The sequence below is a fragment of the Curtobacterium oceanosedimentum genome (genome assembly GCF_040545555.1).
Classification (GTDB): domain Bacteria; phylum Actinomycetota; class Actinomycetes; order Actinomycetales; family Microbacteriaceae; genus Curtobacterium.
The window spans coordinates 165,372-191,223 of the sequence record NZ_JBEPMD010000004.1 but is presented as its reverse complement, the minus strand read 5'-3'; the positions used below and the strand labels follow the sequence as shown (position 1 = coordinate 191,223).

At 71.9% G+C, this 25,852-nt stretch carries 26 protein-coding genes; 4 read left to right on the top strand and 22 right to left on the bottom strand.

The genetic code is table 11. From position 1 onward, the window contains the following. The first annotated feature begins 11 nt into the window (after positions 1–11). A complete protein-coding gene (locus tag ABIC52_RS06030; RefSeq protein WP_209676855.1) occupies positions 12–494 on the top strand; it encodes an aminoacyl-tRNA deacylase in 483 nt (160 codons plus the stop codon). Positions 495–501: 7 nt separating this feature from the next. Here the strand turns inward: ABIC52_RS06030 and ABIC52_RS06025 are convergent, their stop codons facing one another. The 4 genes from ABIC52_RS06025 to ABIC52_RS06010 all read right to left on the bottom strand — a co-directional run bounded on the left by ABIC52_RS06025 (position 502) and on the right by ABIC52_RS06010 (position 4,097). Beyond that, positions 502–672 (bottom strand): hypothetical protein, encoded by a 171-nt coding sequence (locus tag ABIC52_RS06025; RefSeq protein ID WP_153257436.1) that lies wholly within the window; start codon positions 670–672, stop codon positions 502–504. Next, entirely contained in the window at positions 669–1,403 is a 735-nt protein-coding gene (locus ABIC52_RS06020) for a DsbA family oxidoreductase (RefSeq protein ID WP_354026865.1), read from the bottom strand. Before ABIC52_RS06020 ends, ABIC52_RS06025 begins: the two co-directional genes overlap by 4 nt. A 146-nt stretch (positions 1,404–1,549) precedes the next feature. After that, complete coding sequence (locus tag ABIC52_RS06015) at positions 1,550–2,935, bottom strand: glycine--tRNA ligase (RefSeq protein ID WP_250367626.1); 1,386 nt, start codon at positions 2,933–2,935, stop codon at positions 1,550–1,552. Positions 2,936–3,047: 112 nt separating this feature from the next. Further along, positions 3,048–4,097, bottom strand: a complete 1,050-nt coding sequence (locus tag ABIC52_RS06010) for an aminotransferase class V-fold PLP-dependent enzyme (RefSeq protein ID WP_209676849.1) — start codon at positions 4,095–4,097, stop codon at positions 3,048–3,050. Positions 4,098–4,167: 70 nt separating this feature from the next. Here ABIC52_RS06010 and ABIC52_RS06005 point away from each other — a divergent pair, with 70 nt between their 5' ends. Continuing rightward, positions 4,168–5,079, top strand: a complete 912-nt coding sequence (locus tag ABIC52_RS06005) for a LysR family transcriptional regulator (protein WP_209676847.1) — start codon at positions 4,168–4,170, stop codon at positions 5,077–5,079. Between the two features lie 51 nt (positions 5,080–5,130). Here ABIC52_RS06005 and ABIC52_RS06000 read toward each other — a convergent pair whose 3' ends face one another. The 15 genes from ABIC52_RS06000 to hrcA form a co-directional block, all read right to left on the bottom strand. Next, positions 5,131–5,937, bottom strand: a complete 807-nt coding sequence (locus ABIC52_RS06000; RefSeq protein WP_126891612.1) for an isoprenyl transferase — start codon at positions 5,935–5,937, stop codon at positions 5,131–5,133. Then, on the bottom strand, positions 5,934–6,767 hold the full coding sequence (gene recO / locus ABIC52_RS05995; RefSeq protein ID WP_126891613.1) for a DNA repair protein RecO: 834 nt from the start codon (positions 6,765–6,767) through the stop codon (positions 5,934–5,936). The genes ABIC52_RS06000 and recO overlap by 4 nt, the downstream gene beginning before the upstream one ends. Before the next feature lie 306 nt (positions 6,768–7,073). Next, the gene (leuA, locus tag ABIC52_RS05990) at positions 7,074–8,843 is read right to left on the bottom strand and encodes a 2-isopropylmalate synthase (RefSeq protein WP_126891614.1); all 1,770 of its coding nucleotides are present in this window, start codon (positions 8,841–8,843) and stop codon (positions 7,074–7,076) included. A 197-nt stretch (positions 8,844–9,040) separates the two neighbouring features. Next, positions 9,041–10,441, bottom strand: a complete 1,401-nt coding sequence (locus ABIC52_RS05985; protein WP_250367402.1) for an ABC transporter permease — start codon at positions 10,439–10,441, stop codon at positions 9,041–9,043. Beyond that, positions 10,438–11,190: an ABC transporter ATP-binding protein gene (locus ABIC52_RS05980; RefSeq protein WP_354026864.1), complete on the bottom strand. Its 753-nt coding sequence runs from the start codon at positions 11,188–11,190 to the stop codon at positions 10,438–10,440. The genes ABIC52_RS05985 and ABIC52_RS05980 overlap by 4 nt, the downstream gene beginning before the upstream one ends. A gap of 132 nt (positions 11,191–11,322) precedes the next feature. Continuing rightward, entirely contained in the window at positions 11,323–12,012 is a 690-nt protein-coding gene (locus tag ABIC52_RS05975; protein ID WP_126891616.1) for a response regulator transcription factor, read from the bottom strand. After that, positions 12,009–13,247, bottom strand: coding sequence for a sensor histidine kinase (locus tag ABIC52_RS05970; RefSeq protein ID WP_250367404.1), 1,239 nt, complete (start codon positions 13,245–13,247; stop codon positions 12,009–12,011). The genes ABIC52_RS05975 and ABIC52_RS05970 overlap by 4 nt, the downstream gene beginning before the upstream one ends. Before the next feature lie 56 nt (positions 13,248–13,303). Then, complete coding sequence (gene era, locus ABIC52_RS05965) at positions 13,304–14,266, bottom strand: GTPase Era (protein WP_209824732.1); 963 nt, start codon at positions 14,264–14,266, stop codon at positions 13,304–13,306. Beyond that, positions 14,263–15,585 carry a hemolysin family protein gene (locus ABIC52_RS05960; RefSeq protein ID WP_126891618.1) on the bottom strand — a complete coding sequence of 441 codons (1,323 nt, stop codon included), beginning with the start codon at positions 15,583–15,585 and terminating at the stop codon, positions 14,263–14,265. The genes era and ABIC52_RS05960 overlap by 4 nt, the downstream gene beginning before the upstream one ends. A 4-nt stretch (positions 15,586–15,589) precedes the next feature. After that, positions 15,590–16,051, bottom strand: coding sequence for an rRNA maturation RNase YbeY (gene ybeY / locus ABIC52_RS05955; protein ID WP_126891619.1), 462 nt, complete (start codon positions 16,049–16,051; stop codon positions 15,590–15,592). Further along, positions 16,048–17,109 (bottom strand): PhoH family protein, encoded by a 1,062-nt coding sequence (locus tag ABIC52_RS05950; protein WP_354026906.1) that lies wholly within the window; start codon positions 17,107–17,109, stop codon positions 16,048–16,050. Before ABIC52_RS05950 ends, ybeY begins: the two co-directional genes overlap by 4 nt. Positions 17,110–17,218: 109 nt before the next feature. Then, entirely contained in the window at positions 17,219–17,575 is a 357-nt protein-coding gene (locus tag ABIC52_RS05945; protein WP_126891621.1) for a histidine triad nucleotide-binding protein, read from the bottom strand. Positions 17,576–17,607: 32 nt separating this feature from the next. Further along, positions 17,608–18,429 carry an RsmE family RNA methyltransferase gene (locus ABIC52_RS05940; protein ID WP_354026863.1) on the bottom strand — a complete coding sequence of 274 codons (822 nt, stop codon included), beginning with the start codon at positions 18,427–18,429 and terminating at the stop codon, positions 17,608–17,610. After that, positions 18,429–19,541, bottom strand: coding sequence for a molecular chaperone DnaJ (gene dnaJ / locus ABIC52_RS05935; RefSeq protein ID WP_354026862.1), 1,113 nt, complete (start codon positions 19,539–19,541; stop codon positions 18,429–18,431). Before dnaJ ends, ABIC52_RS05940 begins: the two co-directional genes overlap by 1 nt. Positions 19,542–19,652: 111 nt before the next feature. After that, entirely contained in the window at positions 19,653–20,675 is a 1,023-nt protein-coding gene (gene hrcA / locus ABIC52_RS05930; protein WP_209676828.1) for a heat-inducible transcriptional repressor HrcA, read from the bottom strand. Between the two features lie 108 nt (positions 20,676–20,783). Between hrcA and ABIC52_RS05925 the strand changes: the two genes are divergently transcribed. Continuing rightward, on the top strand, positions 20,784–21,227 hold the full coding sequence (locus tag ABIC52_RS05925; RefSeq protein ID WP_238638173.1) for a DUF4870 domain-containing protein: 444 nt from the start codon (positions 20,784–20,786) through the stop codon (positions 21,225–21,227). Between the two features lie 20 nt (positions 21,228–21,247). On the opposite strand, the gene hemW is transcribed toward ABIC52_RS05925, so the two are convergent. Further along, positions 21,248–22,483: a radical SAM family heme chaperone HemW gene (hemW, locus tag ABIC52_RS05920; protein WP_209824736.1), complete on the bottom strand. Its 1,236-nt coding sequence runs from the start codon at positions 22,481–22,483 to the stop codon at positions 21,248–21,250. Positions 22,484–22,511: 28 nt separating this feature from the next. Here hemW and ABIC52_RS05915 point away from each other — a divergent pair, with 28 nt between their 5' ends. After that, complete coding sequence (locus tag ABIC52_RS05915) at positions 22,512–23,204, top strand: HAD family hydrolase (RefSeq protein ID WP_161972636.1); 693 nt, start codon at positions 22,512–22,514, stop codon at positions 23,202–23,204. A gap of 12 nt (positions 23,205–23,216) precedes the next feature. Here ABIC52_RS05915 and ABIC52_RS05910 read toward each other — a convergent pair whose 3' ends face one another. Beyond that, positions 23,217–23,864 (bottom strand): DUF1990 domain-containing protein, encoded by a 648-nt coding sequence (locus ABIC52_RS05910; RefSeq protein ID WP_126891627.1) that lies wholly within the window; start codon positions 23,862–23,864, stop codon positions 23,217–23,219. 109 nt (positions 23,865–23,973) lie between these two features. Continuing rightward, positions 23,974–25,821 carry a translation elongation factor 4 gene (gene lepA / locus ABIC52_RS05905; RefSeq protein ID WP_126891628.1) on the bottom strand — a complete coding sequence of 616 codons (1,848 nt, stop codon included), beginning with the start codon at positions 25,819–25,821 and terminating at the stop codon, positions 23,974–23,976. Positions 25,822–25,852: the final 31 nt, after the last annotated feature.

Here is a 25,852-nt window from a genome sequence, read left to right as displayed (position 1 = left end):
GCGTTCTCCACATGACCGACTCCGCCATCGCCCGGTTCGACGCCGACGCCGCAGCCCGGGGCCTGTCCGTGGACGTCGTCGAGCGCCCCGCGGCCGACTCCCTCGAGGGCGCCGCGGCCCTGCTCGGCATCGAGCCCGGCGACATCGTGAAGACGCTCGTCGTCAAGCGTCACGACGGTGGCTTCCTGCTCGCGCTGGTGCCGGGCGGCCGCAGCATCGCCTGGAAGAAGCTCCGCACCGTCGTCGGCGTCAACAAGCTCTCGATGCCCGACGCAGCCACCGCGCTCGAGGCCTCGGGCTACGAGCGCGGCACGATCACGCCGATCGGCGCGACCGGCGACCTGCCGGTGTACGCCGACGAGCGCGTCCTCGGCCGACGCATCGCGCTCGGTGCCGGTCGCCACGGTGCGAGTGCCTTCGTCGACGGTGACGCGCTCGTCGCCGCCTACGACGCGACCGTCGCCGACATCACCGACGAGGAACCCGTCCGCTAGCGGACGGTCAGTCGGGGACCTCGGTCCAGTCGCCCTCCGCGCCGGGCACGAAGCAGCTGTCGCCCTCGCAGACCGGCGCGACGCCGGGCGTGACGAGCGTGAGCAGGGTGGGTCGCGCCTCCAGACCGTCGGCCTGGAGGCTCGGCTCGACCGGTCCGGTCGTCGTCGCGCCCGTCACCGGGTCATCTCCGCATCCGCGGCCGCGTCGTCCTCGGCACGCTGCTGCCGTTCCGCGAGTTCCTCGGGGGTGGTCTCGCGCAACGCGACCACCTGGCGGAGCACCTGCTCGAAGGCCGCCGGGTCCTGGGCGCCGGAGACGCCGTACTTGCCGTCGATGACGAAGAACGGCACGCCGTTGATGCCGAACGCCTGCGCCTGGGCCTGGTCGGCGCGGACGGCGGCGAGCTGGGCGTCGTCCCGCAGGGTCGCGAGGACCTCGTCGCGGTCGAGTCCGATCGACGCGCCGAGGTCGGCCAACGACTCGTCCTGCCCGACGTGCTCGCCGCGCTCGAAGTAGGCGGTGAACAGCCGCTCGACCATCTCGAGCTGCTTGCCGTGCTGCTTCGCCAGGTGGATGACCTGGTGGGCCTTGACGGTGTTCGTGTGTCGCAGCGCGTCGTAGTCGTAGTGCAGTCCGACGGACGAGGCGATGCCTGCGACCTGGTCGATCATCTGCTGCGCCCGGTCGACCGGCAGGCCCTTGTGCTGCGAGAGGAACTCGGCCTCGGTGCCCTCGAAGTCGACGGGGGTGTCCGGGCTCAGTTCGAAGGAGTGGTACTCGACCTCGACCGGCTGGGCCTCGGGCGACGAGGCGAACGCGGCGACGCCGGCCTCGAACTTCCGCTTGCCGATGTAGCACCAGGGGCACGCGATGTCCGACCAGACATCGACCTTCACAGACTCGTTCACACGGGGTGCAATCCCGCTTCGCGCGTGCGCATTCCCGCGGCTGCGCGCCGTGCACCGTGCCGAGTGCGCCGTGCACAACCGAAGGCACCTCGAACCACGCGCTTCCGTGGTTCGGGGTGCCTTCGGTTGTGCGACAGCAGCCGCAGCTACGCGCCGAGCAGCCGCTGCGCCAGGTAGCCCTGCAGCTGGTCGAGCGCGACGCGCTCCTGCGACATCGTGTCGCGCTCACGCACGGTCACGGCCTTGTCGTCGAGCGTGTCGAAGTCGACCGTGATGCAGAACGGCGTGCCGATCTCGTCGTGGCGACGGTAGCGACGACCGATCGCGCCGGCGTCGTCGAAGTCGACGTTCCAGTACTTGCGCAGGTCGTCGGCGAGCCCGCGCGCCACCGGCGACAGCTGCTCGTTGCGGGAGAGCGGCAGCACCGCGGCCTTGACGGGTGCCAGGCGCGGGTCGAGGCGCAGCACCGTGCGCTTGTCGACGCCGCCCTTCGCGTTCGGGGCCTCGTCCTCGTGGTAAGCGTCGAGCAGGAACGCCATGAGCGCACGCGTCAGACCGAACGATGGCTCGATGACGTACGGCACGTACTTCTCGTTCGCGGCCTGGTCGAAGAAGCGGAGGTCCTTGCCCGACGACTCGATGTGGTTGTTCAGGTCGAAGTCGGTGCGGTTCGCGACGCCCATGAGCTCGCCCCACTCGGACCCGGCGAACCCGAAGCGGTACTCGATGTCCGCGGTGGCGTCCGAGTAGTGCGCACGCTCGCCGTCCGGCACGTCGAAGCGGCGGAGGTTCTCGGGGTCGATCCCGAGGTCGGTGAAGAACGCGACCGCGTCGGCGATCCACTGCTCGTAGTGCGTGTCGACGTCGGCCGGCGGCACGAAGTACTCGATCTCCATCTGCTCGAACTCACGCGTGCGGAAGATGAAGTTGCCGGGCGTGATCTCGTTGCGGAACGCCTTGCCGACCTGGCCGATGCCGAACGGGGGCTTCATGCGGCTCGTGGTGACGACCTGCGCGAAGTCGACGAAGATGCCCTGCGCGGTCTCGGGGCGGAGGAAGTTCAGCCCCTCCTCCGACTCGACCGGGCCGAGGTAGGTCTTGAGCATGCCGGAGAACTCGCGCGGCTCGGTCCACTCACCCCGGGTGCCGCAGTTCGGGCACGGCACCTCGGCCATGCCGCCCTCGGGTGCTCGACCCTTCTTCGCCTCGAACGCCTCGAGCAGGTGGTCCTCGCGGAACCGGTGGTGGCAGTGCAGGCACTCGACGAGCGGGTCGGTGAAGGTCGCGACGTGGCCGGAGGCCTCCCACACCTTGCGGGGCAGGATCACGGCGGAGTCGAGGCCGACCATGTCGCCGCGGCCGCGGACGAACCGCTGCCACCACTGGCGCTTGATGTTCTCCTTGAGCTCGACACCGAGCGGCCCGTAGTCCCACGCGGAGCGGGATCCGCCGTAGATCTCCCCCGACTGGAAGACGAAGCCACGGCCCTTGGCCAGGGCGATGACGCTGTCGAGACGGGAGGGCTGTGCCAAGAGGTGCTCCTAGGTCGCCGAGCTGGGTGCTCGGTTCGGTGACGGACCCGGCAATCGTACCGGCCTCGCGACCGTCACCGGTCGGGAGGCGCCACACCTGTGGACGGATCCGTCACCCCACGGGACGGAAGCCGTCCACCCCACGGAGCACCTCGACGACACGCGTCACGTCGTCCTCGTCGTTCCACAGGTGGAACGCCAGGCGCAGCCGTCCCGCGCGGCCGCTCGCGGTCACCCCGGCGGCGGTCAACGCGGCGAGCGCCGCCCCGTCACCGTCCGGGAACGTCGTGATCGCCTGCCCGCTCCGGGGTGACCCGAGTGCGTCCGCGAGCCGGTCCGTGAGACCGGTGGCGTGCCTCCAGGCCGATGCCGCGTCGACGGACGCGAGGTGCCGCAGGGCGGCGACCGCCCCGGGCCACGCCTGCCAGGCCGGGGACACGTCGAAGCGGCGGGCGTCGGTGGCGAGCCGCATGGTCGGGCCGTAGCACGAGGACCAGACGTCCTCTCCCGCGTACCAGCCGGCCTGCACGGGGCGGATGCGCTCGAGCGCGGCGTCGGAGACCGTGGCGAAGGCGACCCCGCGGGGCGCGCACAGCCACTTGTAGGCGTGCGTCACCGTGACGTCGACGGGAGCGGCGGACACCGGGAGGACCCCGGCGGCCTGCGTCAGGTCGCAGAGGGTGAGGGCCCCGACCGCGTGCGCGGCGTCGACGACCGGCTGCGGGTCGGTCACGGCACCGGTCGCGGACTGCACCGCGGACCAGGCGACCAGGGTGGTGCCGGGTCGCACCGCGTCGGCGAGGCGGTCGATCGGGACGCTGCGGACCGTGACGCCGCGGTGCGCCTGCACGAGGAACGGGAAGACGATCGACGAGAAGTCGCCCTCGGGGACGACGACCTCGGCCCCGTCCGGCAGCGACGCGGCGACGACCGCCACCATCGCCGAGGTCTGCGAGCCGGTGGCCACCCGGTCGGGACCGACGCCGACGATGCCCGCGAAGAGCGCGCGGCCCTCCTCGACCAGGGCGCCGTAGGTCACGGGCGAGGTCTCGGCGTGCGCCCACGCGTCGAGGTCAGCCCGCTGCGCGGCCAGCGTGCCGAGCGTGGGGAGCCCGGCGGTGCACGCGGCGAGGTAGCCCGATCCGTCGACGAAGGAGTCCATGCGTCCAGGCTCCGTTGCCCGCGTCCATCACGCCAGAGCAGGCTTCTTCGGGGTCCCATAACATCGAGTTGTGGAGACGATCGACCCGCAGCTGCTCCGGGTCCTGCTGGCCGTGCGGGACGCCGGCTCGATCAGTCGCGCTGCCGCGGCGCTCGGCTACAGCCAGCCCGCCGTCAGCCAGCTGCTCACCCGCGCCGAACAGCGGCTCGGGCACGACCTCGTGCTCAGGGGCGGTCGCGGCGCGACGCTGACCGAGTCCGGACGGGTGCTCGCCGACCACGCCCTGCACGTCGAGGCGGCGCTGGCCGCGGCGCGCGAGGACCTCGACGCCGTCGGGGGCCTCGCCCGTGGTCGGGTGCGGCTCGCCGGCTTCCCGAGCGCGTCGTCGACCCTCGTGCCGCCGGTGCTCGCGGCACTGGCGGCGGACAGCCCCGGTGTCGTGACGTCGTACGTCGAGGCCGAGCCGCCCGAGGCCGTCGACCTCCTCCGACGCGGGGAGGTCGACGTCGCGCTGACGTTCTCGCACGCGATGCAGGACGACCCGGGGACCGATCCGACCCTGACGACGCGCGCACTCGGGCGGGACCCGCTCGCGCTCGTCACCGCCGTCCGCGACGGGCAGCCCGACGGACGGGCAGCCGACCTCGCCGCGTTCCGGGACGCCCGGTGGATCGGCGGGTGTCCCCGCTGCCGCGGCCACCTGCTCGCCTCGTGCGCCGCATCCGGGTTCACACCGGAGATCGTGCTCGAGACCGACAACGCCGCGGCGGTCGTCGGGCTCGTCGCCGCCGGCCTCGGCGTCGCGCTGCTGCCCCGACTCGCGCTCTCGACCACCGTCGTGCCGCCGGGGGTCGCGGTCACACCGGCCGACGACGCGCTGGCCCGCCGTGTCGAGGTCGTCGTCGCCCGCGGCGCGGAGCGGGTGCCGAGCGTGCGGGCCGCGCTCGACGCGGTGCGCGGGGTGACGGGCCTGCTCGTCTGACCGGCACGGGTCGGACGGGAGGCTCCTCGCGGCGCCGCCACGCGCCTCCCGTCAGGCGGTGGGTGCGTCGACCGCGCCACCGTAGCGTCGGTCGCGGCGCGCGTACTCCTCGATCGCTCCCCAGAGGTCGGTCCGACGGAAGTCCGGCCAGAGCCGGTCGAGGAACACCATCTCGGCGTACGCCGACTGCCACAGCATGAAGTTCGACGTGCGCTGCTCGCCCGAGCTCCGCAGGAACAGGTCGACGTCCGGCAGCTCGGGCACGTACAGCCGCTTGGCCAACGCCTTCTCGGTCACCTGGCTCGGCTTCATCCGCCCGGCGGCGACGTCCTCGGCCATGCCCCGCACCGCGTCGACGATCTCGTTCCGCCCACCGTAGTTGACGCACATCGTCAGGGTGCACACGTCGTTGTCGGCGGTCATCCGCTCGGCGGTCTGCAGTTCGTCGATGACGCTCCGCCAGAGCCGTGGTCGCCGGCCCGCCCACCGCACCCGCACACCCCACGCGTGCAGCTGGTCGCGACGGCGGTGGATGACCTCGCGGTTGAAGCCCATCAGGAAGCGGACCTCCTCCGGCGAACGCTTCCAGTTCTCGGTCGAGAACGCGTACGCCGAGACGTGCTTGACGCCGATCTGGATCGCACCGGCGACGACGTCGAGCAGCGAGGCCTCGCCGGCCTTGTGCCCCTCGACCCGGGTGAGGCCGCGCTGGTTCGCCCAACGGCCGTTGCCGTCCATGACGATCGCCACGTGCTCCGGGACGAACTGCGCCGGGATCGCCGGCGGCTGCTCTCCCGTCCAGTCGACGGGTCGCAGCCCCTCGGACACGGCTTCGGACGCAGACCGGCGTGGGCTCATGCAGGGGTTCCTTCGTGGTCGGACGGGACGGGGACGGCGGGCACCGGGGTCGCGGCCACCGCTGCCGGCACGCCGCCCGGGGTCGGTGCGACCGGGGCGGGGTGCTCGCTGCGGTCGACGTGGGGCAGTGACCGGAGCGATCGTTCCAGGTGCCACTGGGCGTACGCCGCCACCACGCCGGAGGCCCGCGACCGCGTCCGTTCGTCGCAGGCGTCGACGGTCGACCAGTCCCCCGCGAGCAGCGCGCCGAGCAGGCCGAGCGTGTCTGTGTCGAGCCGGGGTGTCCCCGGAGGCGCGGCCCGGTCGGCGACCACCCCGCCGAGCTGCACGACGAAGGCGGTGTGCGGGCCGGGCTCCCCCGTGACGGCGCAGTCACCGAACGACGGCGCCCAGCCCGCTATGCTCATCGCCCGCAGGAGGTACGAGTCGAGCGTGGCACTGACCACGTGCTCCCGACGCGACAGCGAACGGAGGGCTCCGACGAGCAACAGGTACTGCTGGAGCCCGGCGTCCGCCTCGCTCAACCGGTCGGCCGTCTCGACCATGGCGCTGGCCGCCGTGTAGGCGCCGTAGTCGGTCACGATCTGGGCGCCGTACGAGCCGAGGCTCTCGGCCTGCGTGACGATGTCGAGCGATCGGCCCTCGTAGAACTGTGCGTCGACGACCATGAAGGGTTCGAGCCGGGAGCCGAACTTCGACGCCGTGCGCCGCACCCCCTTGGCCACCGCCCGGATCTTGCCGTGCTGCCGGGACAGCATCGTGACGATGCGGTCGGCCTCGCCGAGCTTGTGGGTGCGCAGCACGACGCACTCGTCCCGGTACAGCGGCATGGTCCCAGTATCCCCCGCCCCGCCGACAGCCGGCGTGCCGGTGTCCGCGGTGGCGCCGAGGCAAGCCCCGAGTGGGCAGGACATGCCGCGCGCGTCCGCCGAGTGGGTGCGTTCCGTCGCCGGAGAGCGCCGAGCGTGACCAATCTCGCCGACTCGGCGGCGCAGCCACTCCGCGGCGGGTGGGCCGACGCCGACGGAGGCACACGAACGGGAGGCGGGGGGGGGGGGGGGCCCCCCCCCCCCCCCCCGCGGGGGGGGGGGGGGGGGGGGCGCCCCCCCCCCGCGCCTCCCGTCAGGGGTGCGGTCCTACGCCGTGACCAGCTCCGGCGTTCCGGTCGCGGCCCCGGCGCGCACCGCTCGGTTCACCGCGGAGACGATCGCCTTGAGCGACGCGGTCGCGATGTCGGCGTCGATGCCGACGCCCCACAGTCGCGTCCCGTCGACGTCGAGCTCGACGTACGCAGCCGCCTTGGCGTCACCGGAGGCGCTCATCGTGTGCTCCGAGTAGTCGTACAGCGTGACCGCGACGCCCTGCTCCCGCATGACGGTGAGGAACGCGTCCACCGGACCGGTACCCACGGCGTCGGCGGTGACGGCGCCCTCGTCGACGCGCATCGCGACGCTGAGCTTCGTCGTGCCGTCGAAGTCGCTCGAGGTCGCCGTCTTCGTGATCTCGTAGCGGCCCCACTTGTCCGACTCGTCGTCGGCGGGCAGGTACTCGTCGCGGAACAGGTCCCAGATGCGCTCTGACGAGAACTCGCCGCCCTCGGTGTCGGTACGCTGCTGCACCACGCCGGAGAACTCGATCTGCAGCTTGCGGGGCAGGTCGATCGCGTGGTCAGTCTTGAGCAGGTACGCGACACCGCCCTTGCCGGACTGCGAGTTCACGCGGATCACCGCCTCGTACGACCGGCCGATGTCCTTCGGGTCGACGGGCAGGTACGGCACCGCCCAGGCGATGTCGTCGACGGACTTCCCCGCGGCGGAGGCCTTCGCCTTCATCGCCTCGAAGCCCTTGTTGATGGCGTCCTGGTGCGAGCCGCTGAACGCCGTGTAGACGAGGTCGCCGGCCCACGGCTGTCGCTCGGGCACCGGCAGCTGGTTGCAGTACTCGACGGTGCGCTTGACCTGGTCGATGTCCGAGAAGTCGATCTCCGGGTCGATGCCCTGCGTGAACAGGTTCATGCCCAGCGCGACGAGGTCGACGTTGCCGGTGCGCTCCCCGTTGCCGAACAGGCAGCCCTCGATGCGGTCGGCTCCGGCCATGTAGCCGAGCTCGGCAGCGGCGACGGCGGTGCCACGGTCGTTGTGCGGGTGCAGCGACAGGATGACGTCCTCGCGGTGGTCGAGGTTGCGCGACATCCACTCGATGGAGTCGGCGTACACGTTCGGGGTCGCCATCTCGACCGTCGCGGGCAGGTTGATGATCACCTTGCGCTCGGGCGTGGGCTCGAACACCTCGAGCACGGCGTTGCAGATGCGGACTGCGACCTCGAGCTCGGTGCCCGTGTACGACTCCGGCGAGTACTCGTAGAACACCTGCGTGCCGTGCTGCAGCCGGGCCTCGGCAGCTTTGCACATCCGGGCTCCCGCGACCGCGATGTCGACGACGCCCTGGACGTCGGTGCGGAACACGACCTCGCGCTGGACGATCGACGTCGAGTTGTAGAGGTGCACGATGGCCTGCTTCGCGCCGTCGATCGCCTCGTAGGTGCGGTCGATCAGGTGCTCGCGCGCCTGGGTCAGCACCTGGATCGTGACGTCCTCCGGGATCGCGCCGTCGTCGATGAGCGACCGCACGAAGTCGAAGTCGGTCTGCGACGCGCTCGGGAACCCGACTTCGATCTCCTTGTAGCCCATGCGGACGAGCAGGTCGAACATGGCGCGCTTGCGCTCGGCGTCCATCGGGTCGATCAGGGCCTGGTTGCCGTCGCGGAGGTCGACGGCGCACCACCGCGGGGCACGGTCGATGCGCTTCGTCGGCCACGTGCGGTCGGGCAGGTCGACGCGGATCTGCTCGTGGAAGGGGACGTACTTGTGGATCGGCATCCCGGAGGGGCGCTGGGTGTTCTGCATGGTCGTCGCTTTCGTCGTCTCGCCGGCATCGGCGCTGTGGGGGCCACGACGGACTCCGCGACGAGGTGGGCCGTGTGTCAGGCCTCGTCGCGGCAGCGAAGGAGGAGGAGCGCCGAGTACATCGCTGCCACCGTAGCACTGGTACACCAGCACGGTGCAAGTGCATGACGCCCCGGCGCTCCCCCGCTCGTGTCCGCTCAGTCGACGGCGAGCGCCTCCGTCGGCGAGACCCGCATGGCTCGCCGGACCGGTGCCACCGTGGCGACGACCGCGAGCACGAGGGCTCCGACGACCACGACCGCGACGGTCGCCGGCGGCAGGACGGGGGTGACGACGGTCCCGAGCGAACCGAGCATCGTCTGCCCTCCGACCCATCCGTAGAGCGTGCCGAGGACCAGTCCGGTGACCACCGCCGCGACGACCATCTGCACGGCCTCGGTCACGATCATGCGACGGACCTGCGCTCCGGTGAGCCCGAGGACGCGCAGCAGACCGAGCTCGCGGCGTCGTTGGAGCACGCCGAGCGCCAGCGCGTTCACGACCCCCACCGCGGCGATGACGGCGGAGAACCCGACGATCACGCTCACCACGGTGTTCAGCTGGACGAAGAAGTCCCGCTGCGCCTGGACCGCGTCCGCCGGCAGGGAGCCGTCGCCCATCGCCGACATCTGCGTCTCGACCACGTGCTGCATGATCCCGAGCGCGACCGCGAAGGTGACCAGCAGCGTCACGCCGATGACGAGCCCGATCGTCGCCCTGGACGACCGACCGGGGGCGCGCATCGCGTTCCGGCCGGCGAGCAGGACGACCGGGTCGCGTGACCCGATCCTGCCGATGAGCTGCAGGACCGGTGGCATCACGATCGTGGCGCCGACCGCGACCCCGGCGAACGAGACGAAGCCGCCGAGCGCCGCCGGCAGCACCGCGGCCGGCGTCGCGGCGCTGAGCACGAGCCCGAGCACCATCAGCAGCGCGCCTGCCGTCATGAGCAGGACTGCCCAGACCCGGCGTGCCCGGCCCGAACGGACGTCGTCGTGGCTCGGTTCGACCGTGGAGGACAGCGCCTGCAGCGGCGTGACCGTGAGCACCCGACGCGACCCGGCCGCGAACGCACCCCAGGTCGCCAGGACGACGGCGACGAACGGCAGCGCGAGCTCCCACGGGACCAGCGTGTACGTCGTGTCCGGCAGGAACCCGTCACCGCGCAGCACCGTGACGAAGAGCGCGGACAGCCCGGTGCCGACGACGGTCCCGACGACACCGCCGACCGCTCCGACGAGGAGTCCCGTGCGGGTGGTCCTGGCACGCAGGCCCGCACCCGTCGCTCCGATCAGCCGCTGCAGCGCGATCGTGCGGGTCTGTCCGGCGATGATCGTGGCACAGGTGTTCGCCGTGACGATCGCGCCGACGTACAGCGCGATGCCGAGGAAGAGCCACCCGACGACGGACAGGATCGCCCGCACGGGTGCCAGGTCGTCGAGTCCCGTGGCGCCCATCGCCTGCGTGACGATGCCGGGCGCGATGACGAGGGCGGACCCGAACGTCGTGCCGAGTGCGGCGACGAGGACCGTCGGGGCGAACGTGCGCAGGCCGGTCACGCGGCTGCCTCCATCCCGAGCATCGTCGCCGAGATCTCGGCGGCGCTCATCGCCGGGCGGTCGTCGACGATGCATCCGTCCGCCAGGAAGAGGATGCGGTCGGCGTTCGCGGCCGCGGTCGGGTCGTGCGTCACCATCACGACGCTCTGCCCCCACTCCTGCACCGCGCCGCGGAGGATCGCGAGGACGTCGCGCCCGGTGCGGGAGTCGAGGGCACCCGTCGGCTCGTCCGCGACGACCACGGCCGGACGCGAGGCGAGCGCGCGGGCGATCGCGACGCGCTGCTGCTGCCCACCGGAGAGTTGGTGCGGCCGGTGCGTCAGACGGTCGCCGAGGCCGAGGAGGTCGACGAGCCTGTCGATCCAGGCCGACTCGTCGCGGCTCGGCTGCTGCCCGCCGAGCAGGAACGGCAGTCGGATGTTCTCGCGCACGTCGAGCGTCGGGACGAGGTTGAACGACTGGAACACGAAGCCGAGTCGGCGCCGCCGCAGCTCGGTGAGCTCCCGGTCACCGAGACCGGTGACGTCCACACCGTCGATGGTGATGCGCCCGGTGCTCACGGAGTCGAGCCCCGCGGCGACGTGCATCAGCGTCGACTTGCCGGAGCCCGACGGCCCCATCACCGCGGTGAACTCGCCCGCGCCGATGTCGACGCTGACGTCGTCGAGCGCGGTGACACGGCGCGCCGCGTCACCGTAGTGCTTGGAGACGTGGTCGAGCCGGATGATCGGGGTCTGGTTGGTGGTCATGCTCCGAGCTTCGCGCCCGGGAGGCTCACCCCGCGTCCGTCGCGCGGCTCCTGTGGATGGTCCGCTCGGCTCGTCGTGCTGTGGAGGGGTCATCCTGTCGGATGACGGCGCATCAACCGGTGGTCGGCGGTGTCACTCGGCCTTCGGCACCAGCCCGTGCTCGTGCGCGAACACGACGAGGCGGACGCGGTCGCGCAGGTCCAGCTTCGTGAGCACCCGTGAGATGTGCGTCTTGACCGTCGCCTCGCTGACGTACTCGTGCTGCGCGATCTCGCTGTTGCTGAAGCCGCGCGCCGCGAGGTCGAAGATCTCCCGCTCGCGCGGCGTCAGCTCGGCGAAGGCGGCCGGCACGGCGGCGGCCTGCGCTGCACCGTCGTCGTACCGGCGGAGGAGCTCGCGGGTGGCCGACGCGGCGAACACGGCGGTGCCGGCGTGCACGGTCCGGACCGCGGCGAGCAGGAACTCCGGATCGGCGTCCTTGAGCACGAAGCCGCTCGCGCCGGCTCGGATCGCCTTCGCCGCGGCCTCGTCGAAGTCGAACGTGGTGAGCACGAGGACCTTCGCGGCGTCCGCTCCGCCCTGCTCGACGATGCGCGCCGTCGCCGTGATGCCGTCCATCACCGGCATGCGGACGTCCATGAGCACGACGTCGGCCCCGGTACGGCGGACGAGCTCGGCCCCTTCCGCCCCGTCGCCGGCCTCGCCGACGAACTGCAGGTCGGGCTGCGAGTCGATGAGCATCCGGATCCCGGTGCGGAAGAGCGCCTGGTCGTCGACGAGGGCGACCCGGATCGGGCTGCCGGTCGGCTGGGACGTGGTCATCTGGTGCGCTCCTGCTCCATCTGGGTGATGCGGCCGCGGGGGAACTGGCCGCTCGCGGGGACCGTCGGCATGCGGACGGCCACCGCGAAGTCGTCGCCACGCGGCCCCGCCGTCATCGACCCGCCGGTCATCGCGACGCGCTCGCGCATCCCCACGAGCCCGTGGCCGGTCCCGGGGCCGCGCGTGCCGTCGTCGGCCATCCGGTTGATGACCGTGATCTCGACGGTGTCCGGTCGGTAGGTCAGCGAGGCGTGGACCGGCGTCCCGCCCTCGCCGTGCTTCCACGCGTTCGTCAGGCTCTCCTGCACGATGCGGTACACCGCGAGCTGGGTGGTGGTGGGCAGGCCGGTCGGGTCGCCCTCCCGGTCCACCCGGACGTCCAGGCCGACCTCGCGCATCTCGGAGACGAGCACGTCGAGGTCGGCTGCCTCCGGCGTCGGGACCGTCCCCTGCTCGTGCCGCAGGGCACCGAGCAGTTCACGGACGTCACCCAGGGCACTGCGCGCGGTGCTCGAGATGGTGGCGAGCGCCTGGTCGGCGATCGCCGGGTCGGCCTTCGCGGCGTACCGGGCGCCGTCCGCCTGCGCGATCACGACGGCGAGCGAGTGGGCCACGATGTCGTGCATGTCGCGGGCGATCCGCACGCGTTCCTGCTCGACCGCGACGGCACGGTCCGCCCGGGCCGCATCGCGTTCGGCGACGAGCTGGGCCTCGCGGCTCATGCTGGCCGACCGGCGCGCACGGCGGACGAGGCCGGCGAGCCACGGGAGCAGGAGCAGGAGCAGGACGGCGGCGAACGTCGCCACCACGACCTGCAGGGTCTCGAGCGCAGGCGTCGAGGCAGTGTCGATGCCGGAGCGGCGCTGGTAGTCCTGCAGGCCGATGTACCCCGCCGCGACGAACGATCCGCCGACGGCGGACAGGAGCCCGGCGATGCGCACGCGGCGGCTGCCGTAGGCGCTGGTGGTGAAGAGGACACCGGCGAGCAGCACGTTCGACGGATCGGGTTGCGTCTGGCCGCTCGCCATCTCGAACACCGCGACGACCCAGGACAGCGCCAGCGCCAGACCCGGTGAGAGACGACGGATCGCGAGCGCCCCGCTCAGTCCGACGACGGTCACCAGCCACAGGGGCGACTGGTCGACCGAGACGCGCAGGAGCACCAGCAGGACACCGAGCAGCACCGCCGCGGTGACGTCGGTGACGAGCTGCGCGCGCAGCATGGGACGGAACACCACCCCACCGTACGACCGGACCGGGGCGCGCGCGTCCGACCAGGGGATGACCCGGATCAGAAGCCCAGGCGACCGAGCTGCTTCGGGTCGCGCTGCCACTCCTTCGCGACCTTCACGCGGATGTTCAGGTACACGTGGCGCCCGCCGAGCAGCGACTCGATCTCGGTGCGTGCCCGGGACCCGACGTCCTTCAGCCGCTCGCCGCCCCGTCCGATGACGATCGCCTTCTGGCTGTCGCGCTCGACGAACAGGTTCGCGAAGATGCGCAGCGGTCCGTCCGGATCGTCGTCCTCGTCGGGCTCGACGACGTCCTCGATCACGACCGCGAGCGAGTGCGGCAGCTCGTCGCGGACACCCTCGAGCGCGGCCTCGCGGACGAGCTCGGCGATGCGTTCCTCGTCGGTCTCCTCGGTCACGGTCGACGCGTCGTAGAGCTGCGGCGACTCGGGCAGCAGCTTCGTGATCTCGCCGAGCAGGACCTCGAGCTGGATCCCCTTCGTCCCCGAGGTGGGCACGATGGCGTCCCAGTCGCGCAGCTGCGACACGGCGAGGAGCTGCTCCCCGACGCGGTCCTTCGGGGTGCGGTCGATCTTCGTGACGATCGCGATCTTCTTCGCCCGCGGGTACTGGTCGAGCGACTCGTTGATGAACTTGTCGCCCGGGCCGATCGGCTCGTTCGCGGGGACGCAGAACCCGATCACGTCGACGTCGCCGAGTGTGGACTGCACGAGGTCGTTCAGCCGCTCGCCGAGCAGGGTGCGGGGTCGGTGCACACCGGGGGTGTCGACGATGATGACCTGGCCGTCGGGCCGGTGCACGATGCCTCGGATCGCTCGGCGGGTGGTCTGCGGCTTCGACGAGGTGATCGCGACCTTCTCGCCCACCAGGGCGTTGGTCAGCGTCGACTTGCCGACGTTCGGGCGTCCCACGAAGGAGACGAAGCCCGCGCGGTACGGCTGCGCCGTGGCGTCGGTGTCGGCGTCCGCGAGGGTGCCGTTGTCGGGTTCGTGCTCGGTCATGCGTTCGGTGTTCCCGTCGTGCTCGGAGTGGTGTCGTCGAGGGCGTCCTCGGCGTCCTGGAGAGCGGTGCTCCGCTCGGCCAGGACGGTGATCAGGTGGCGGCGCTTGCCCTCGACCCGGTCGGCCGTGAGCTCGACGCCGGAGACGGTGACCTGCTCGCCGCGGACCGGGAGCCGGCCGAGCTCCTTCGTCAGCAGGCCGCCGGCGGTGTCGACGTCGTCGTCCTCGAGCTCGATGCCGAACAGGTCGCCGAGCTCGTCGATCGGCATCCGGGCGGAGATGCGCCAGACGCCGGGGCCGACCTCGGTGCGGTCGACCACGGTGCGGTCGTACTCGTCGGAGATGTCGCCGACGAGTTCCTCGATGAGGTCCTCCATCGTGACGAGTCCGGCGACGCCGCCGTACTCGTCGACCACGAGGACCAGGTGGTTCTTCGCGACCTGCATGTGCCGGAGGGTGTCGTCCGCCGGCTTGGACTCGGGGACGAACTCGGCCGGACGCAGCAGCGTCGTGACCGGTTCCCGCTCGCTGCCCGGCTGCTCGTACAGCGCGCGCGAGACGTCGCGCAGGTAGAGCACGCCGAGCACGTCGTCGCTGTCCTTGCCGGTCACGGGCATCCGCGACACACCGGCCACCAGGAAGCGCTCCATCCCGGCGGCCAGGGTGGCCTCGGCGTCGACGGTGAGCATGTCCGTGCGGGGCACCATGACCTCGCGCACCAGGGTGTCGCTGAACTCGAAGACCGAGTGGATGAGCTCGCGGTCGTCCTGCTCGAGCACGTTGCTCTCGGTCGCCTCGTCGACGAGCGACAGCAGCTGCTCCTCGCTCGAGACCGTCGACGCACTGCGACCCCGTCCGGGCGTGACGCGGTCGCCGATCGCCACGAGCAGCCCCGCGAGCGGCCCGAGCACGATGCGGACGGCGCGCACGAGCCCGCCGGTGGCCCCGATGAGGCGCTCGGCGTGGGCGCGCCCGACGCTGCGCGGGCTGGACCCGACGAGCACGAACGACACGGCGGTCATGATCGCGGCGGAGACGACCAGGGCCACCCACCAAGTGTCGAACACCGTGACGAGCGCGATCGTCACGAGCACCGCGGCGGCGGTCTCGGCGAGCACCCGGACGAAGTTCAGCGCGTTGACGTGCGCGCCGACGTCGTCGCCGACGGCCTCGATCGCGCGACGGTTCCGGCTGCCGCGGGCGATCTCGTCGAGATCGGCGCGGGAGAGCACGGTCAGCGCGGCGTCGGACGCGGCGAGCAGCCCGCCGACGACGACCAGGACGAACGCCGCCGCGAGCAGGACGGCGACGAGCACCATCAGGTCACCGCCCGCGACGCTGCGCCGCGAAGGCGGAGAGGATCTCGCCCTGCAGCCCGAACATCTCGGCCTTCTCCTCCGGCTCGGCGTGGTCGAAGCCGAGCAGGTGGAGGATGCCGTGGCACGTGAGCAGCAGCATCTCGTCGGTCGTGGTGTGCCCCGCGGTCTTCGCCTGCTCGGCGGCGACCTGCGGGCACACGACGATGTCCCCGAGCAGCCCGGCCGGGGTCGGCACGTCCTCGGTCCCGGGGCGGAGTTCGTCCATCGGGAAGCTCAGGACGTCCGTCGGCCCCGGCTCGTCCATCCAGCGGACGTGCAGCTGTTCCATCGCGCCCTCGTCGACCAGCACGATCGCGAGCTCCGCGTCCGCGTGGACGTGCAGCGCGTCGAGCGCGAAGGCGGCGAGGCGCTGGATCGCCTGCTCGTCGACCTCGACGCCGGACTCGTTGTTGAGCTCGATGCTCACCGGTTGCCTCCTCGGGCGTCGTCCTGCGGGTAGGGGGACTGCTGGCGGTCCTGCGGCGGCCGTCCGCGGCGCTCGGCCCGGTTCGCCCCGGCGGGGTTCCCCGTCGGCGCGGTCCCGCGGCCACCGGGTCGGTGCCCGGCCTGTTCCGCGAGTCGTTCCTCGTCGTACACGGTGTAGGCGTCGACGATCCGTCCGACCAGCGTGTGGCGGACGACGTCCTCGCTGCCGAGCCGGGCGAAGTGGATGTCGTCGACGTCGCCCAGGATCCGGGTGACGAGCCGGAGACCCGAGAGGTTGCCGGGCAGGTCGACCTGGGTGATGTCGCCCGTGACGACCATCTTCGAGCCGAAGCCGAGACGCGTCAGGAACATCTTCATCTGCTCGGGCGTGGTGTTCTGCGCCTCGTCGAGGATCACGAACGAGTCGTTGAGGGTGCGGCCGCGCATGTACGCCAGCGGCGCCACCTCGACCGTGCCGGCCGCGAGCAGCTTCGGGACGAGCTCGGGGTCCATCATCTCGTTGAGCGCGTCGTACAGCGGGCGCAGGTACGGGTCGATCTTGTCGGTCAGGGTGCCCGGCAGGAACCCGAGCCGCTCCCCCGCCTCGACCGCGGGACGGGTCAGGATGATGCGCGTGACCTCGCGCCGCTGCAGCGCCTGGACGGCCTTCGCCATCGCGAGGTAGGTCTTGCCGGTGCCCGCCGGACCGATGCCGAACGTGATCGTGTGCTGGTCGATCGCATCGACGTAGGCGCGCTGGCCGTCGGTCTTCGGGCGCACGGACTTGCCGCGGCTCGAGACGATCGGCGTGCCGAAGGTGTCGGAGGGCTTGCGGTCCTCGTCGAGGATGCGCGCCGACGTCGGGATGTCGGCGGGGCCGATGTCCTGGCCGCGCTTCACCATGCCGACGAGCTCGTCGACGAGGGCGTGCGCGCGGGCGACGTCTCGTTCGGCGCCGGTCAGCGACACCTCGTTCCCGCGCACGAGCACCCGGACCCCCGGGTACTGGCGTTCGACCGTCTTGAGCAGGCGGTCCTGCGGGCCGAGGAGCTGCACCATGGCGATGCCGTCGACCTGGATGTCGACGGTCACGTCGGACGGATCGGTGACGGGACGCGCCACGGGGCGGTCGGTCCCGGGCTGTGCGGGTTCGGGACGGACGGGTTCGTCAGCCGGCAAGGAGATTCCCTTCGTGCAGGTCACCTGCGAGGACGTGCGCGTGCACGTGGAACACGGTCTGACCGGCGGCTTCGCCGGTGTTGAAGACGAGACGGAACTGGCCGCCCGCACGCTCGTCGGCGATGCGACGAGCGGTGGCGACGACGTGTGCGAGCAGCTCCGGGTCGCCGGCCGCGAGCTCGGTGACGTCGCGGTACTGCTCGGTCTTGGGCACCACGAGCACGTGGACGGGTGCCTTGGGCGCGATGTCCTCGAACGCGATCACCCGGTCGTCCTCGGCGACGATGGTCGCCGGGATCTCGCGGGCGACGATCTTCGAGAAGACGCTCGGCTCGCTGCTGCTCATGGTGACCATCGTAGGACCCGCCTCCGACGCCACTACCAGCGCCCGAGCCGGGTCTGCAGGACGGCCAGCGCGGCCGGCCCGGCGGTCGACGTGCGGAGCACGGTGTCGCCGAGCCGCACCCGCACGGCGCCGGCGGCCTCGAGACGATCGAACTCGGACCCGTCGATGCCGCCCTCCGGACCGACCACCAGGACGATCTCGTCGACGTCCGTCGGCGGCTCCCACGCGGAGAGCCGCACCGCACCCACCGGGTCCAGCACGACCACCGCACGCCGCGCCTCCCGGCCGCTACCCGACGACGGGCCGGCAACCGACGACGCGCCGTCGCCCGACGACGAGCCGCCGTCCGACGACGAGCCGGCCGGCGCGGCCAGCTGCGCCGTCGTCACCGGCGCGTCCACCGTCGGGACGCGCGAGCGGACCGCCTGCTTCGCGGCCTCCTGCGCGATGGCCGCCCACCGGGCACGGCCCTTCTCGACCTTGGCGCCGTCCCAGCGGGACACGCTCCGCGCCGCCGACCAGGGGACGATCCGGTCGACGCCGATCTCGGTCGCGGCCTGCACCGCCATCTCGTCGCGCCCGCCCTTCGCGAGCGCCTGGACGAGCACCAGCGCCGGACGCGGCTCCGCGTCGACCGCGACGTCGGCGACCGTCAGGGTCAGCGTGTCCTTGCCGGTCGACGCGACCGAACCCGTGACGACCGTGCCGCGTCCGTCCGCGATCCGCAGCGCCTCGCCGACGCGGACCCGCGCGACGGACACCGCGTGCCGCCCCTCGGCGCCGTCGAGCGACACCGGGTCACCGACTCCGACGCCGTCGAGCAGGCCCGGCTCCACCAGGTACAGCGACGCCATCAGAAGTTGAAGAAGCGGTCGCGCAGCTTGCCGAACATGCCCTGCTGGAAGCGGGCGAGCTGCGGCCCCGGCGCCTTGTGCGACTTCGCGAGCTGCTCGACGAGTCCGCGCTCCTTGTGCGAGAGCTTCGTCGGGGTCACGACCTGCACCCCGACGCGGAGGTCACCCCGACCGGTGCCGCGCAGCTTCGTCACGCCGCGGTCCTTGATCACCAGGACGTCGGCGCTCTGCACGCCCGGGCGGATCTCGAGCTCGACCGGCCCGTCGAGGCCGTCGATGGTCGTGTGCGCACCGAGGATCGCGTCGGTCATCTGGACCTCGAGCGTCGCGAGGAGGTCGTCGCCGTCGCGGCTGTACACGTCGTGGTGGCGCACCTTCACCTCGAGGTAGAGATCCCCCGAGGGGCCGCCGGCCGGGCCGACCTCGCCCTGACCGGGCATCTGCAGACGGAGCCCGGTCTCGACGCCCGCGGGCACGTCGACGGGGATCGTGCGGCGTGCGCGGACGCGGCCCTGCCCCTGGCAGGTCGGGCAGGGGCTCGGGATGACGGTGCCGTAGCCGCGGCACGTGCCGCAGGGCGCGCTCGTCACGACGTTGCCGAGCAGCGAGCGGACCTGGCGCTGGATGTGCCCGGACCCGCCGCAGATGTCACAGGTGCGCGGGCTCGTCCCCGGCGCGCAGCACGAGCCGTTGCACGTCTCGCAGACGACGGCCGTGTCGACCTCGACGTCCTTGTGCGTGCCGAACACGACCTCGTCCAGGTCGACCTCGATGCGCAGCAGGGCGTCCTGCCCGCGCTCGGCCCGGCTCCGCGGTCCGTTGCCGCGTCCGCCGCCGCCACCGCCGCCGAAGAAGGCGTCGAAGATGTCGCTGAAGCCGCCGGCGGCACCGCCGCCGAACGGGCTCTCCTGCGGGCCGGCGTCGTAGCGCCGACGCTGCTCGGGATCGCTCAGCACGTCGTACGCGTGCGTCACGTCCTTGAAGCGCTCGGCCGCGTCCGGGCTCGGGTTCACGTCCGGGTGCAGCTCGCGCGCCAGCCGTCGGTAGGCCTTCTTGATGTCGGCATCGGAGGCGTCCGGCTGGACGCCGAGGACGTCGTAGTGGTCTGCCACGGTTCCCTCAGTCGGTTTCGGTTCGGTCGGTGGGTCGCGGCGGTCGCCGCGGTCCGGTCTGGAGGCGCGGAGCCGGTCCGCTGGACACCGCGCGGGGGGCGCGTGGTCCGGTCAATGTTCGCCCAGCAGCTTGGACAGGTACCGTGCGACCGCGCGGACGGCGGCCATGTTCGTGCCGTAGTCCATGCGTGTCGGGCCCAGGACGCCCAGTCGGGCGACCGCCCCGCCGCCGGCGAGGTAACCGCCGGCCACGATGCTCGTCGCGTCGAGGCCGTACTCGGCGTTCTCGGCGCCGATGCTCGCGGCCACGGCCACGTCGTCCACCTGCATCTCGCCGAACAAGCGGAGCAGGGTCACCTGTTCCTCGATCGCCTCGAGCACGGGGTACAGGCCGCCGGAGAAGTCGCGCTCGCTCTTCGCCAGGTTGGCCGCGCCCGCCATGACCAGGCGGTCCTGCCGGTTCGCAGCCACCTGCTCGATGAGGGTCGCGACGACGACGCCGCCCAGGGTCTGCGCGTCCGGGCGGAGCTGCCGCGGGACCTCGCGCAGGGCACGGGGGACGTCCTGCAGCAGGAGTCCGACGCTCGCGCCGTTCACGACGGTCCGGAGCTCGGTGAGCGAGTCCTCGTCGAGGGGGACGTCCGTCTCCACCACACGCTGCTCGACGCGGGCGGTGTCGGTGATCAGGACGACCATGAGCCGGGTGTCGCCGAGCCGCACGAGCTCGACGTGCTGCACGCGGGCACGCACCATCGACGGGTACTGCACGAGCGCGACCTGGTTGGTGAGCTGGCTGAGCAGGCGGACGGTGCGGCCGAGGACCTCGTCGAGGTCGTTCGGCGTGCCGAGGAAGGTCTCGATGGCGTGCCGCTGCGCCGTCGACAGGGGCCGCGCCGCCGCGAGGTGGTCGACGAACAGGCGGTAGCCCTTGTCCGTGGGCACCCGACCGGACGAGGTGTGCGGCGCCGCGATGAGCTGTTCGTCCTCGAGCTGCGCCATGTCGTTGCGGATCGTCGCGGCGCTGACCCCGAAGGCGTGCCGCTCGACGATCGTCTTCGAGCCGACGGGCTCGCGCGAGGCGACGTAGTCCCGCACGATCGCCTTGAGGACCTCGAGGGAGCGTTCGCTGACCATCCGGACCCCTTCCGTTCGATGCTGGCACTCGGACGTGTCGACTGCTGATCCTACGCCCGACCACCGACCGACCGGGACCGGAGGCCCCTGCGCCGGTACGCTCACGGCATGAGCTACGGACAGCAACCAGGCGGCCCGCAGGACGGCCGGTACGGCCAGCAGCCGGGGGGACCCCAGAACCCGCAGGGACCGCAGTACCCGGCCGGCTTCACGCCGCCCCAGCCGATGTCGCCGGAGGACCAGCGCCTCTGGGCGACGCTGACGCACGTCGGCGGCATCTTCTTCAGCCTGGTCGTGCCGATCATCGCGTACCTGGTGCTGCGCGACCGGGGGCAGTTCATCAAGGAGCACACCCGCCAGGCGCTGAACTTCCACATCACGGCGGCGATCGCGTACGTCGTGGCGTGGCTGCTCTGCCTGGTCGTGATCGGGTTCGTCCTGCTCCCGATCATCGGCGTGCTCGTGATCGTGTTCGCGATCCTGGCGGCCGTGGCGGCGAACCGCGGCGACCTCTACCGCTACCCGCTCACGATCGAGTTCATCAAGCAGTAGCGCGGGCGGCAGCCCGTGCGCTAGTCGAGCAGCTCGCGGACGACGGCGTCCGCGAGCAGCCGACCCTGCAGGGTCAGCTCGATCCGTCCCCGCACCGCGGCCGACCCGTCCACGAGACCGCGGGCGATGAGGCCGGCGACGCGGCCACGGGCCTCCCGGCCGAGCTCCGCGGTGGTGAGCTCGCCGCGCACGCGTGCGGCCAGCAGCACCCGCTCGACGTACCGGGTGTCGGCGTCGAGCGTCTCGCGCCCCGCCGCGGGCGACTCGCCCGCCAGCACCCGGTTCGCGTACGCGGCCGGGTGCTTCACGTTCCACCAGCGGGTGCCGGCGACCGCCGAGTGCGCGCCCGGGCCGACGCCCCACCAGTCGTGACCCTTCCAGTAGGACAGGTTGTGCCGGCTCGCGTGGCGCTCCGGACCGCCGTGCTCGTCGGCGCGTGCCCAGTTCGAGACCTCGTACCAGGCGTACCCGGCGTCGGCGAGGGTCCGGTCCGCGAGCTCGTACATGTCGGCGGCCAGGTCGTCGTCGGGCGCCGGGAGCTCGCCACGGGCCACCATCCGCCCCATCGCCGTGCCCTCCTCGACGATGAGCGAGTAGGCGGACACGTGGTCGGGGGCGCAGGCCAGCGCGGCGTCGAGCGAGGTGCGCCAGTCGTCGAGGGACTCCCCCGGGGTCGAGTAGATGAGGTCGAGGCTGACGTCGAGGCCCTGCTGCTTCGCGAGGTCCACGACGACCGGCACGCGCTCGGGGTCGTGGGTCCGGTCGAGCGTGGCGAGGACGTGCGGCACCGCGGACTGCATGCCGTAGCTCATCCGGGTGAACCCGCCGCGCGCGAGGGTCGCGATCGCGTCCGCGTCCACGGAGTCCGGGTTCGCCTCGGTCGTGACCTCCGCGCCCGGCAGGATGCCCCACGTGTCGTCGATCGCGCGGAGGATCATCACGAGGTCGTCCGCCGGCAGCATCGTCGGCGTGCCACCGCCGAAGAACACCGTCGAGACCGGGCGGCGCGGCACCCCGGAGCGGTCGAGGACCTCGGCCGCCCAGCGGATCTCCTGCACCGCGTGGCCGGCGTAGTCGTCGCGGCGCACCCCGCGGAGCTCGGACGCCGTGTAGGTGTTGAAGTCGCAGTAGCCGCAGCGCACCCGGCAGAACGGCACGTGGACGTACACCCCGAAGGGGACGTCGCCGGCGCCCGGGCCGGGGGTGAGCAGGCCGTCCGCGGGAGCGGGATCGGCGATCGGGAGCGCACTCGGCATGGACTCCATTCTCGGCCATGATGGAGCCATGGAGCACCACACCGTCCCCACCACGGTGCTGTGGGACATCGACGGCACCCTCGTCCTCAACGCAGCGTCGCCGGGCAACCTGTACCACCTGGCCGTCGAACGCGCCGTCGGCCGCGACCTGGTGCTGAAGGTCGGCCACCAGCACGGACGCACCGACGCGGGCCTCATCGCCGACCACGTCCGGGCGCACGACCTCGACGACGCGCTCATCCCCACGGTGAGCCGGCACCTGCGCGACCTGACCGACGAGCGGTACGGCCGGGGTGAACGCCGCTCCCCCGCCCCGGGTGCCGCCGCGCTCGTCCGACGCTTCGCCGCGCTGGGCTGGCGGAACGGGCTGCTGACCGGCAACTCGGAGCACCGAGCGCGGGTGAAGCTCGGCGGCGCGGGCTTCGACCTCGACGCGTTCGACTGGGAGCACTCGTACTTCGGCGACGCCGAGGTCGAGCGCACCGGGGTCACGGCGCGTGCCGCTGCGGCACTGTCCGGGGAGCGGGCCGTGATCGTCGGGGACACCCCGCGGGACGGCGAGGCGGCCGACGCGGTGGGCATCCCGTTCGTCGCGGTCGCGACCGGGGTCTACGAGGTCGACGCCCTGCGGGGGACGAGCGCGGTGTGCGTCGCGCGGGACTGCGTGCAGGACGCCCGGCTGCTCGAGGACGCGATCGCCGCGCTCCCGCCGCTGCGCTGAGCGGGGGCGCGGTCAGTCGCCGCGCAGTGCGCTGAGGTACTTCGCCGCCATCACCCGCTGCTGCCGCCGGAGCAGCGGTGCGACGAACGCCCACTTGCGGCTGGACGGCTGCGAGAACTGTCGGATCTGGAGCCACACCGAACCGTCGCTCGTGCGTTCGACCACGAAGGACTCCTCGCCGGACAGCGGGTGGCCCTCGAGCGTGCCGTACGCGAAGCCCTTGCGGTCGGTCTCGTCGATGATCGACACGACGCGGACCGGAGCGTGCACGGTCTGCCCGAAGGCGTGCATCTCGAGCGTCGCCGTCGTGCCGGCCGTCAGCAGCGGCGTGCCGTCGGCCGCGAACTTCTCGACGCGGGGCGTGCCGATCGACGCCGGCGCGATCGGGACGCCGTGCGCGTCGAACGTCACCGGGTTGTACCGGACCTCGTCGTCGTCCGGCTGGTCACCGACCTGCACCCGGATGCCGCTGCGCTCCTGGATCTGCCAGGTCAGCGCCTGCGTCACCGCGGTCTCGAACCGCGCGTCGCCGTGGCCGATCCGTGCCCGCGACTCCGCCGGGGTGAACCCCTCCGGCGGGTAGGTCATGAGGTCCGCCGCCTGCGTGGCACCGACGGCACCGTAGGTCAGGGCGGTCGGGTAGCTGCCGCGGGAACTCATGGAGCCATCGTACCGGCGGGGTCGACCGCACCGTGTCCCCCGGAGCTCGGAACGGACGACGGAGCCCCGCTCGTGGCGGGGCTCCGTCGTGCTGCTCGTGGTCGCCGAGCTACTTCTTCTTCTCTTCGACGTCGCCCGAGAGCGCCGCGATGAAGGCCTCCTGCGGGACCTCGACGCGACCCACCATCTTCATGCGCTTCTTGCCCTCCTTCTGCTTCTCGAGGAGCTTGCGCTTGCGGGTGATGTCACCGCCGTAGCACTTCGCGAGGACGTCCTTGCGCATCGCCCGGATGCTCTCGCGGGCGATGATCCGCGCGCCGATCGCAGCCTGGATCGGCACCTCGAACTGCTGGCGAGGGATGAGTTTGCGGAGCCGCTCGGTCATCAGCGTGCCGTAGGCGTAGGCCTTGTCCCGGTGGACGATCGCGCTGAACGCGTCGACCTGCTCGCCCTGCAGCAGGATGTCGACCTTCACGAGGTCCGCGGCCTGGTCGCCGGTGGGCTCGTAGTCGAGCGAGGCGTAGCCCTGGGTCTTGCTCTTCAGCTGGTCGAAGAAGTCGAACACGATCTCGCCGAGGGGCATCTCGTAGCGGATCTCGACGCGGTCCTCGCCGAGGTACTCCATGCCGAGCAGGGATCCGCGTCGCGACTGGCAGAGCTCCATGATCGCGCCGACGTAGTCCTTCGGCGCGAGGATCGCCGCGCGGACCATCGGCTCGCGGACCTCGACGATGCGCCCGCCCGGGAACTCGGACGGGTTCGTCACCTCGGTCACGGTGTTGTCCTCGTTGGTGACCTCGTAGATCACGCTGGGCGCGGTCGTGATGAGGTCGAGGCCGAACTCGCGCGACAGCCGCTCGGTGATGATCTCGAGGTGGAGCAGGCCGAGGAAGCCGCAGCGGAACCCGAACCCGAGCGCCACTGAGGTCTCGGGCTCGTACACGAGGGCCGCGTCGGAGAGCTTGAGCTTGTCGAGCGCCTCGCGCAGGTCCGGGTAGTCGGAGCCGTCGATCGGGTACAGCCCCGAGAACACCATCGGCTTCGGGTCCGTGTAGCCGGGCAGGGCCTCGGTCGCCGGTCGGAGTGCCGTCGTGACGGTGTCACCGACCTTCGACTGGCGCACGTCCTTCACACCGGTGATGAGGTACCCGACCTCGCCGACCGACAGACCCTTGGTCGGCTTCGGCTCCGGCGACGACACACCGATCTCGAGGATCTCGTGCGTCGACTTCGTCGACATCATCTGGACCTTCTCGCGCGGGTGGATCGTGCCGTCGATCATGCGCACGTACGTCACGACACCGCGGTAGCTGTCGTAGACCGAGTCGAAGATCATGGCGCGCGGTGCCGCGTCGACGTTCCCGACGGGGTTCGGCACGGTCCGGACGACGCGGTCGAGCAGTTCGGGCACACCGACGCCGGTCTTGCCGGAGACGCGAAGGACGTCCTCCGGCTTGCCGCCGATGAGCTGCGCGAGCTCGGCGGCGTACTTGTCCGGGTCGGCGGCGGGCAGGTCGATCTTGTTGAGGACCGGGATGATCTCGAGGTCGTTCTCGAGCGCCAGGTACAGGTTGGCGAGCGTCTGGGCCTCGATGCCCTGCGCTGCGTCGACGAGCAGGATGGCGCCCTCGCACGCGGCGAGCGAGCGGGAGACCTCGTACGAGAAGTCGACGTGACCGGGGGTGTCGATCATGTTCAGCGCGAACGTCTGCCCGTCGAGCTCCCACGGCATGCGGACCGCCTGCGACTTGATCGTGATGCCGCGCTCGCGCTCGATGTCCATGCGGTCGAGGTACTGCGCACGCATCGCCCGCTCCTCGACGATGCCGGTGATCTGCAGCATGCGGTCGGCCAGCGTGGACTTGCCGTGGTCGATGTGCGCGATGATGCAGAAGTTGCGTATCGCCTCGGCCGGGGTCGCGGCGGGCTCGAGCGGCGCGGATGCTTGTGGGCTCACGGTTCCTCAGGGGGTCGGTGCGGTCGAACGA

Excerpts from the sequence above, each read along its gene's own strand:
- ABIC52_RS05910 (WP_126891627.1), bottom strand. The coding sequence starts at position 23,864 with ATGAGTTCCCGCGGCAGCTACCCGACCGCCCTGACCTACGGTGCCGTC.
- ABIC52_RS05980 (WP_354026864.1), bottom strand. The coding sequence starts at position 11,190 with ATGACCACCAACCAGACCCCGATCATCCGGCTCGACCACGTCTCCAAG.
- hrcA (WP_209676828.1), bottom strand. The coding sequence starts at position 20,675 with ATGGTCAGCGAACGCTCCCTCGAGGTCCTCAAGGCGATCGTGCGGGAC.
- ABIC52_RS05960 (WP_126891618.1), bottom strand. The coding sequence starts at position 15,585 with ATGGTGCTCGTCGCCGTCCTGCTCGCGGCGGCGTTCGTCCTGGTCGTC.
- ABIC52_RS05940 (WP_354026863.1), bottom strand. The coding sequence starts at position 18,429 with ATGGCGTCGCTGTACCTGGTGGAGCCGGGCCTGCTCGACGGCGTCGGA.
- ABIC52_RS05945 (WP_126891621.1), bottom strand. The coding sequence starts at position 17,575 with ATGAGCAGCAGCGAGCCGAGCGTCTTCTCGAAGATCGTCGCCCGCGAG.
- recO (WP_126891613.1), bottom strand. The coding sequence starts at position 6,767 with ATGCCGCTGTACCGGGACGAGTGCGTCGTGCTGCGCACCCACAAGCTC.
- ABIC52_RS06010 (WP_209676849.1), bottom strand. The coding sequence starts at position 4,097 with ATGGACTCCTTCGTCGACGGATCGGGCTACCTCGCCGCGTGCACCGCC.
- hemW (WP_209824736.1), bottom strand. The coding sequence starts at position 22,483 with ATGCCGAGTGCGCTCCCGATCGCCGATCCCGCTCCCGCGGACGGCCTG.
- ABIC52_RS06030 (WP_209676855.1), top strand. The coding sequence starts at position 12 with ATGACCGACTCCGCCATCGCCCGGTTCGACGCCGACGCCGCAGCCCGG.
- leuA (WP_126891614.1), bottom strand. The coding sequence starts at position 8,843 with ATGCAGAACACCCAGCGCCCCTCCGGGATGCCGATCCACAAGTACGTC.
- ABIC52_RS05975 (WP_126891616.1), bottom strand. The coding sequence starts at position 12,012 with ATGACCACGTCCCAGCCGACCGGCAGCCCGATCCGGGTCGCCCTCGTC.
- ABIC52_RS05915 (WP_161972636.1), top strand. The coding sequence starts at position 22,512 with ATGGAGCACCACACCGTCCCCACCACGGTGCTGTGGGACATCGACGGC.
- era (WP_209824732.1), bottom strand. The coding sequence starts at position 14,266 with ATGACCGAGCACGAACCCGACAACGGCACCCTCGCGGACGCCGACACC.
- ABIC52_RS05925 (WP_238638173.1), top strand. The coding sequence starts at position 20,784 with ATGAGCTACGGACAGCAACCAGGCGGCCCGCAGGACGGCCGGTACGGC.
- ABIC52_RS05950 (WP_354026906.1), bottom strand. The coding sequence starts at position 17,109 with ATGGTGCAGCTCCTCGGCCCGCAGGACCGCCTGCTCAAGACGGTCGAA.
- ABIC52_RS06000 (WP_126891612.1), bottom strand. The coding sequence starts at position 5,937 with ATGAGCCCACGCCGGTCTGCGTCCGAAGCCGTGTCCGAGGGGCTGCGA.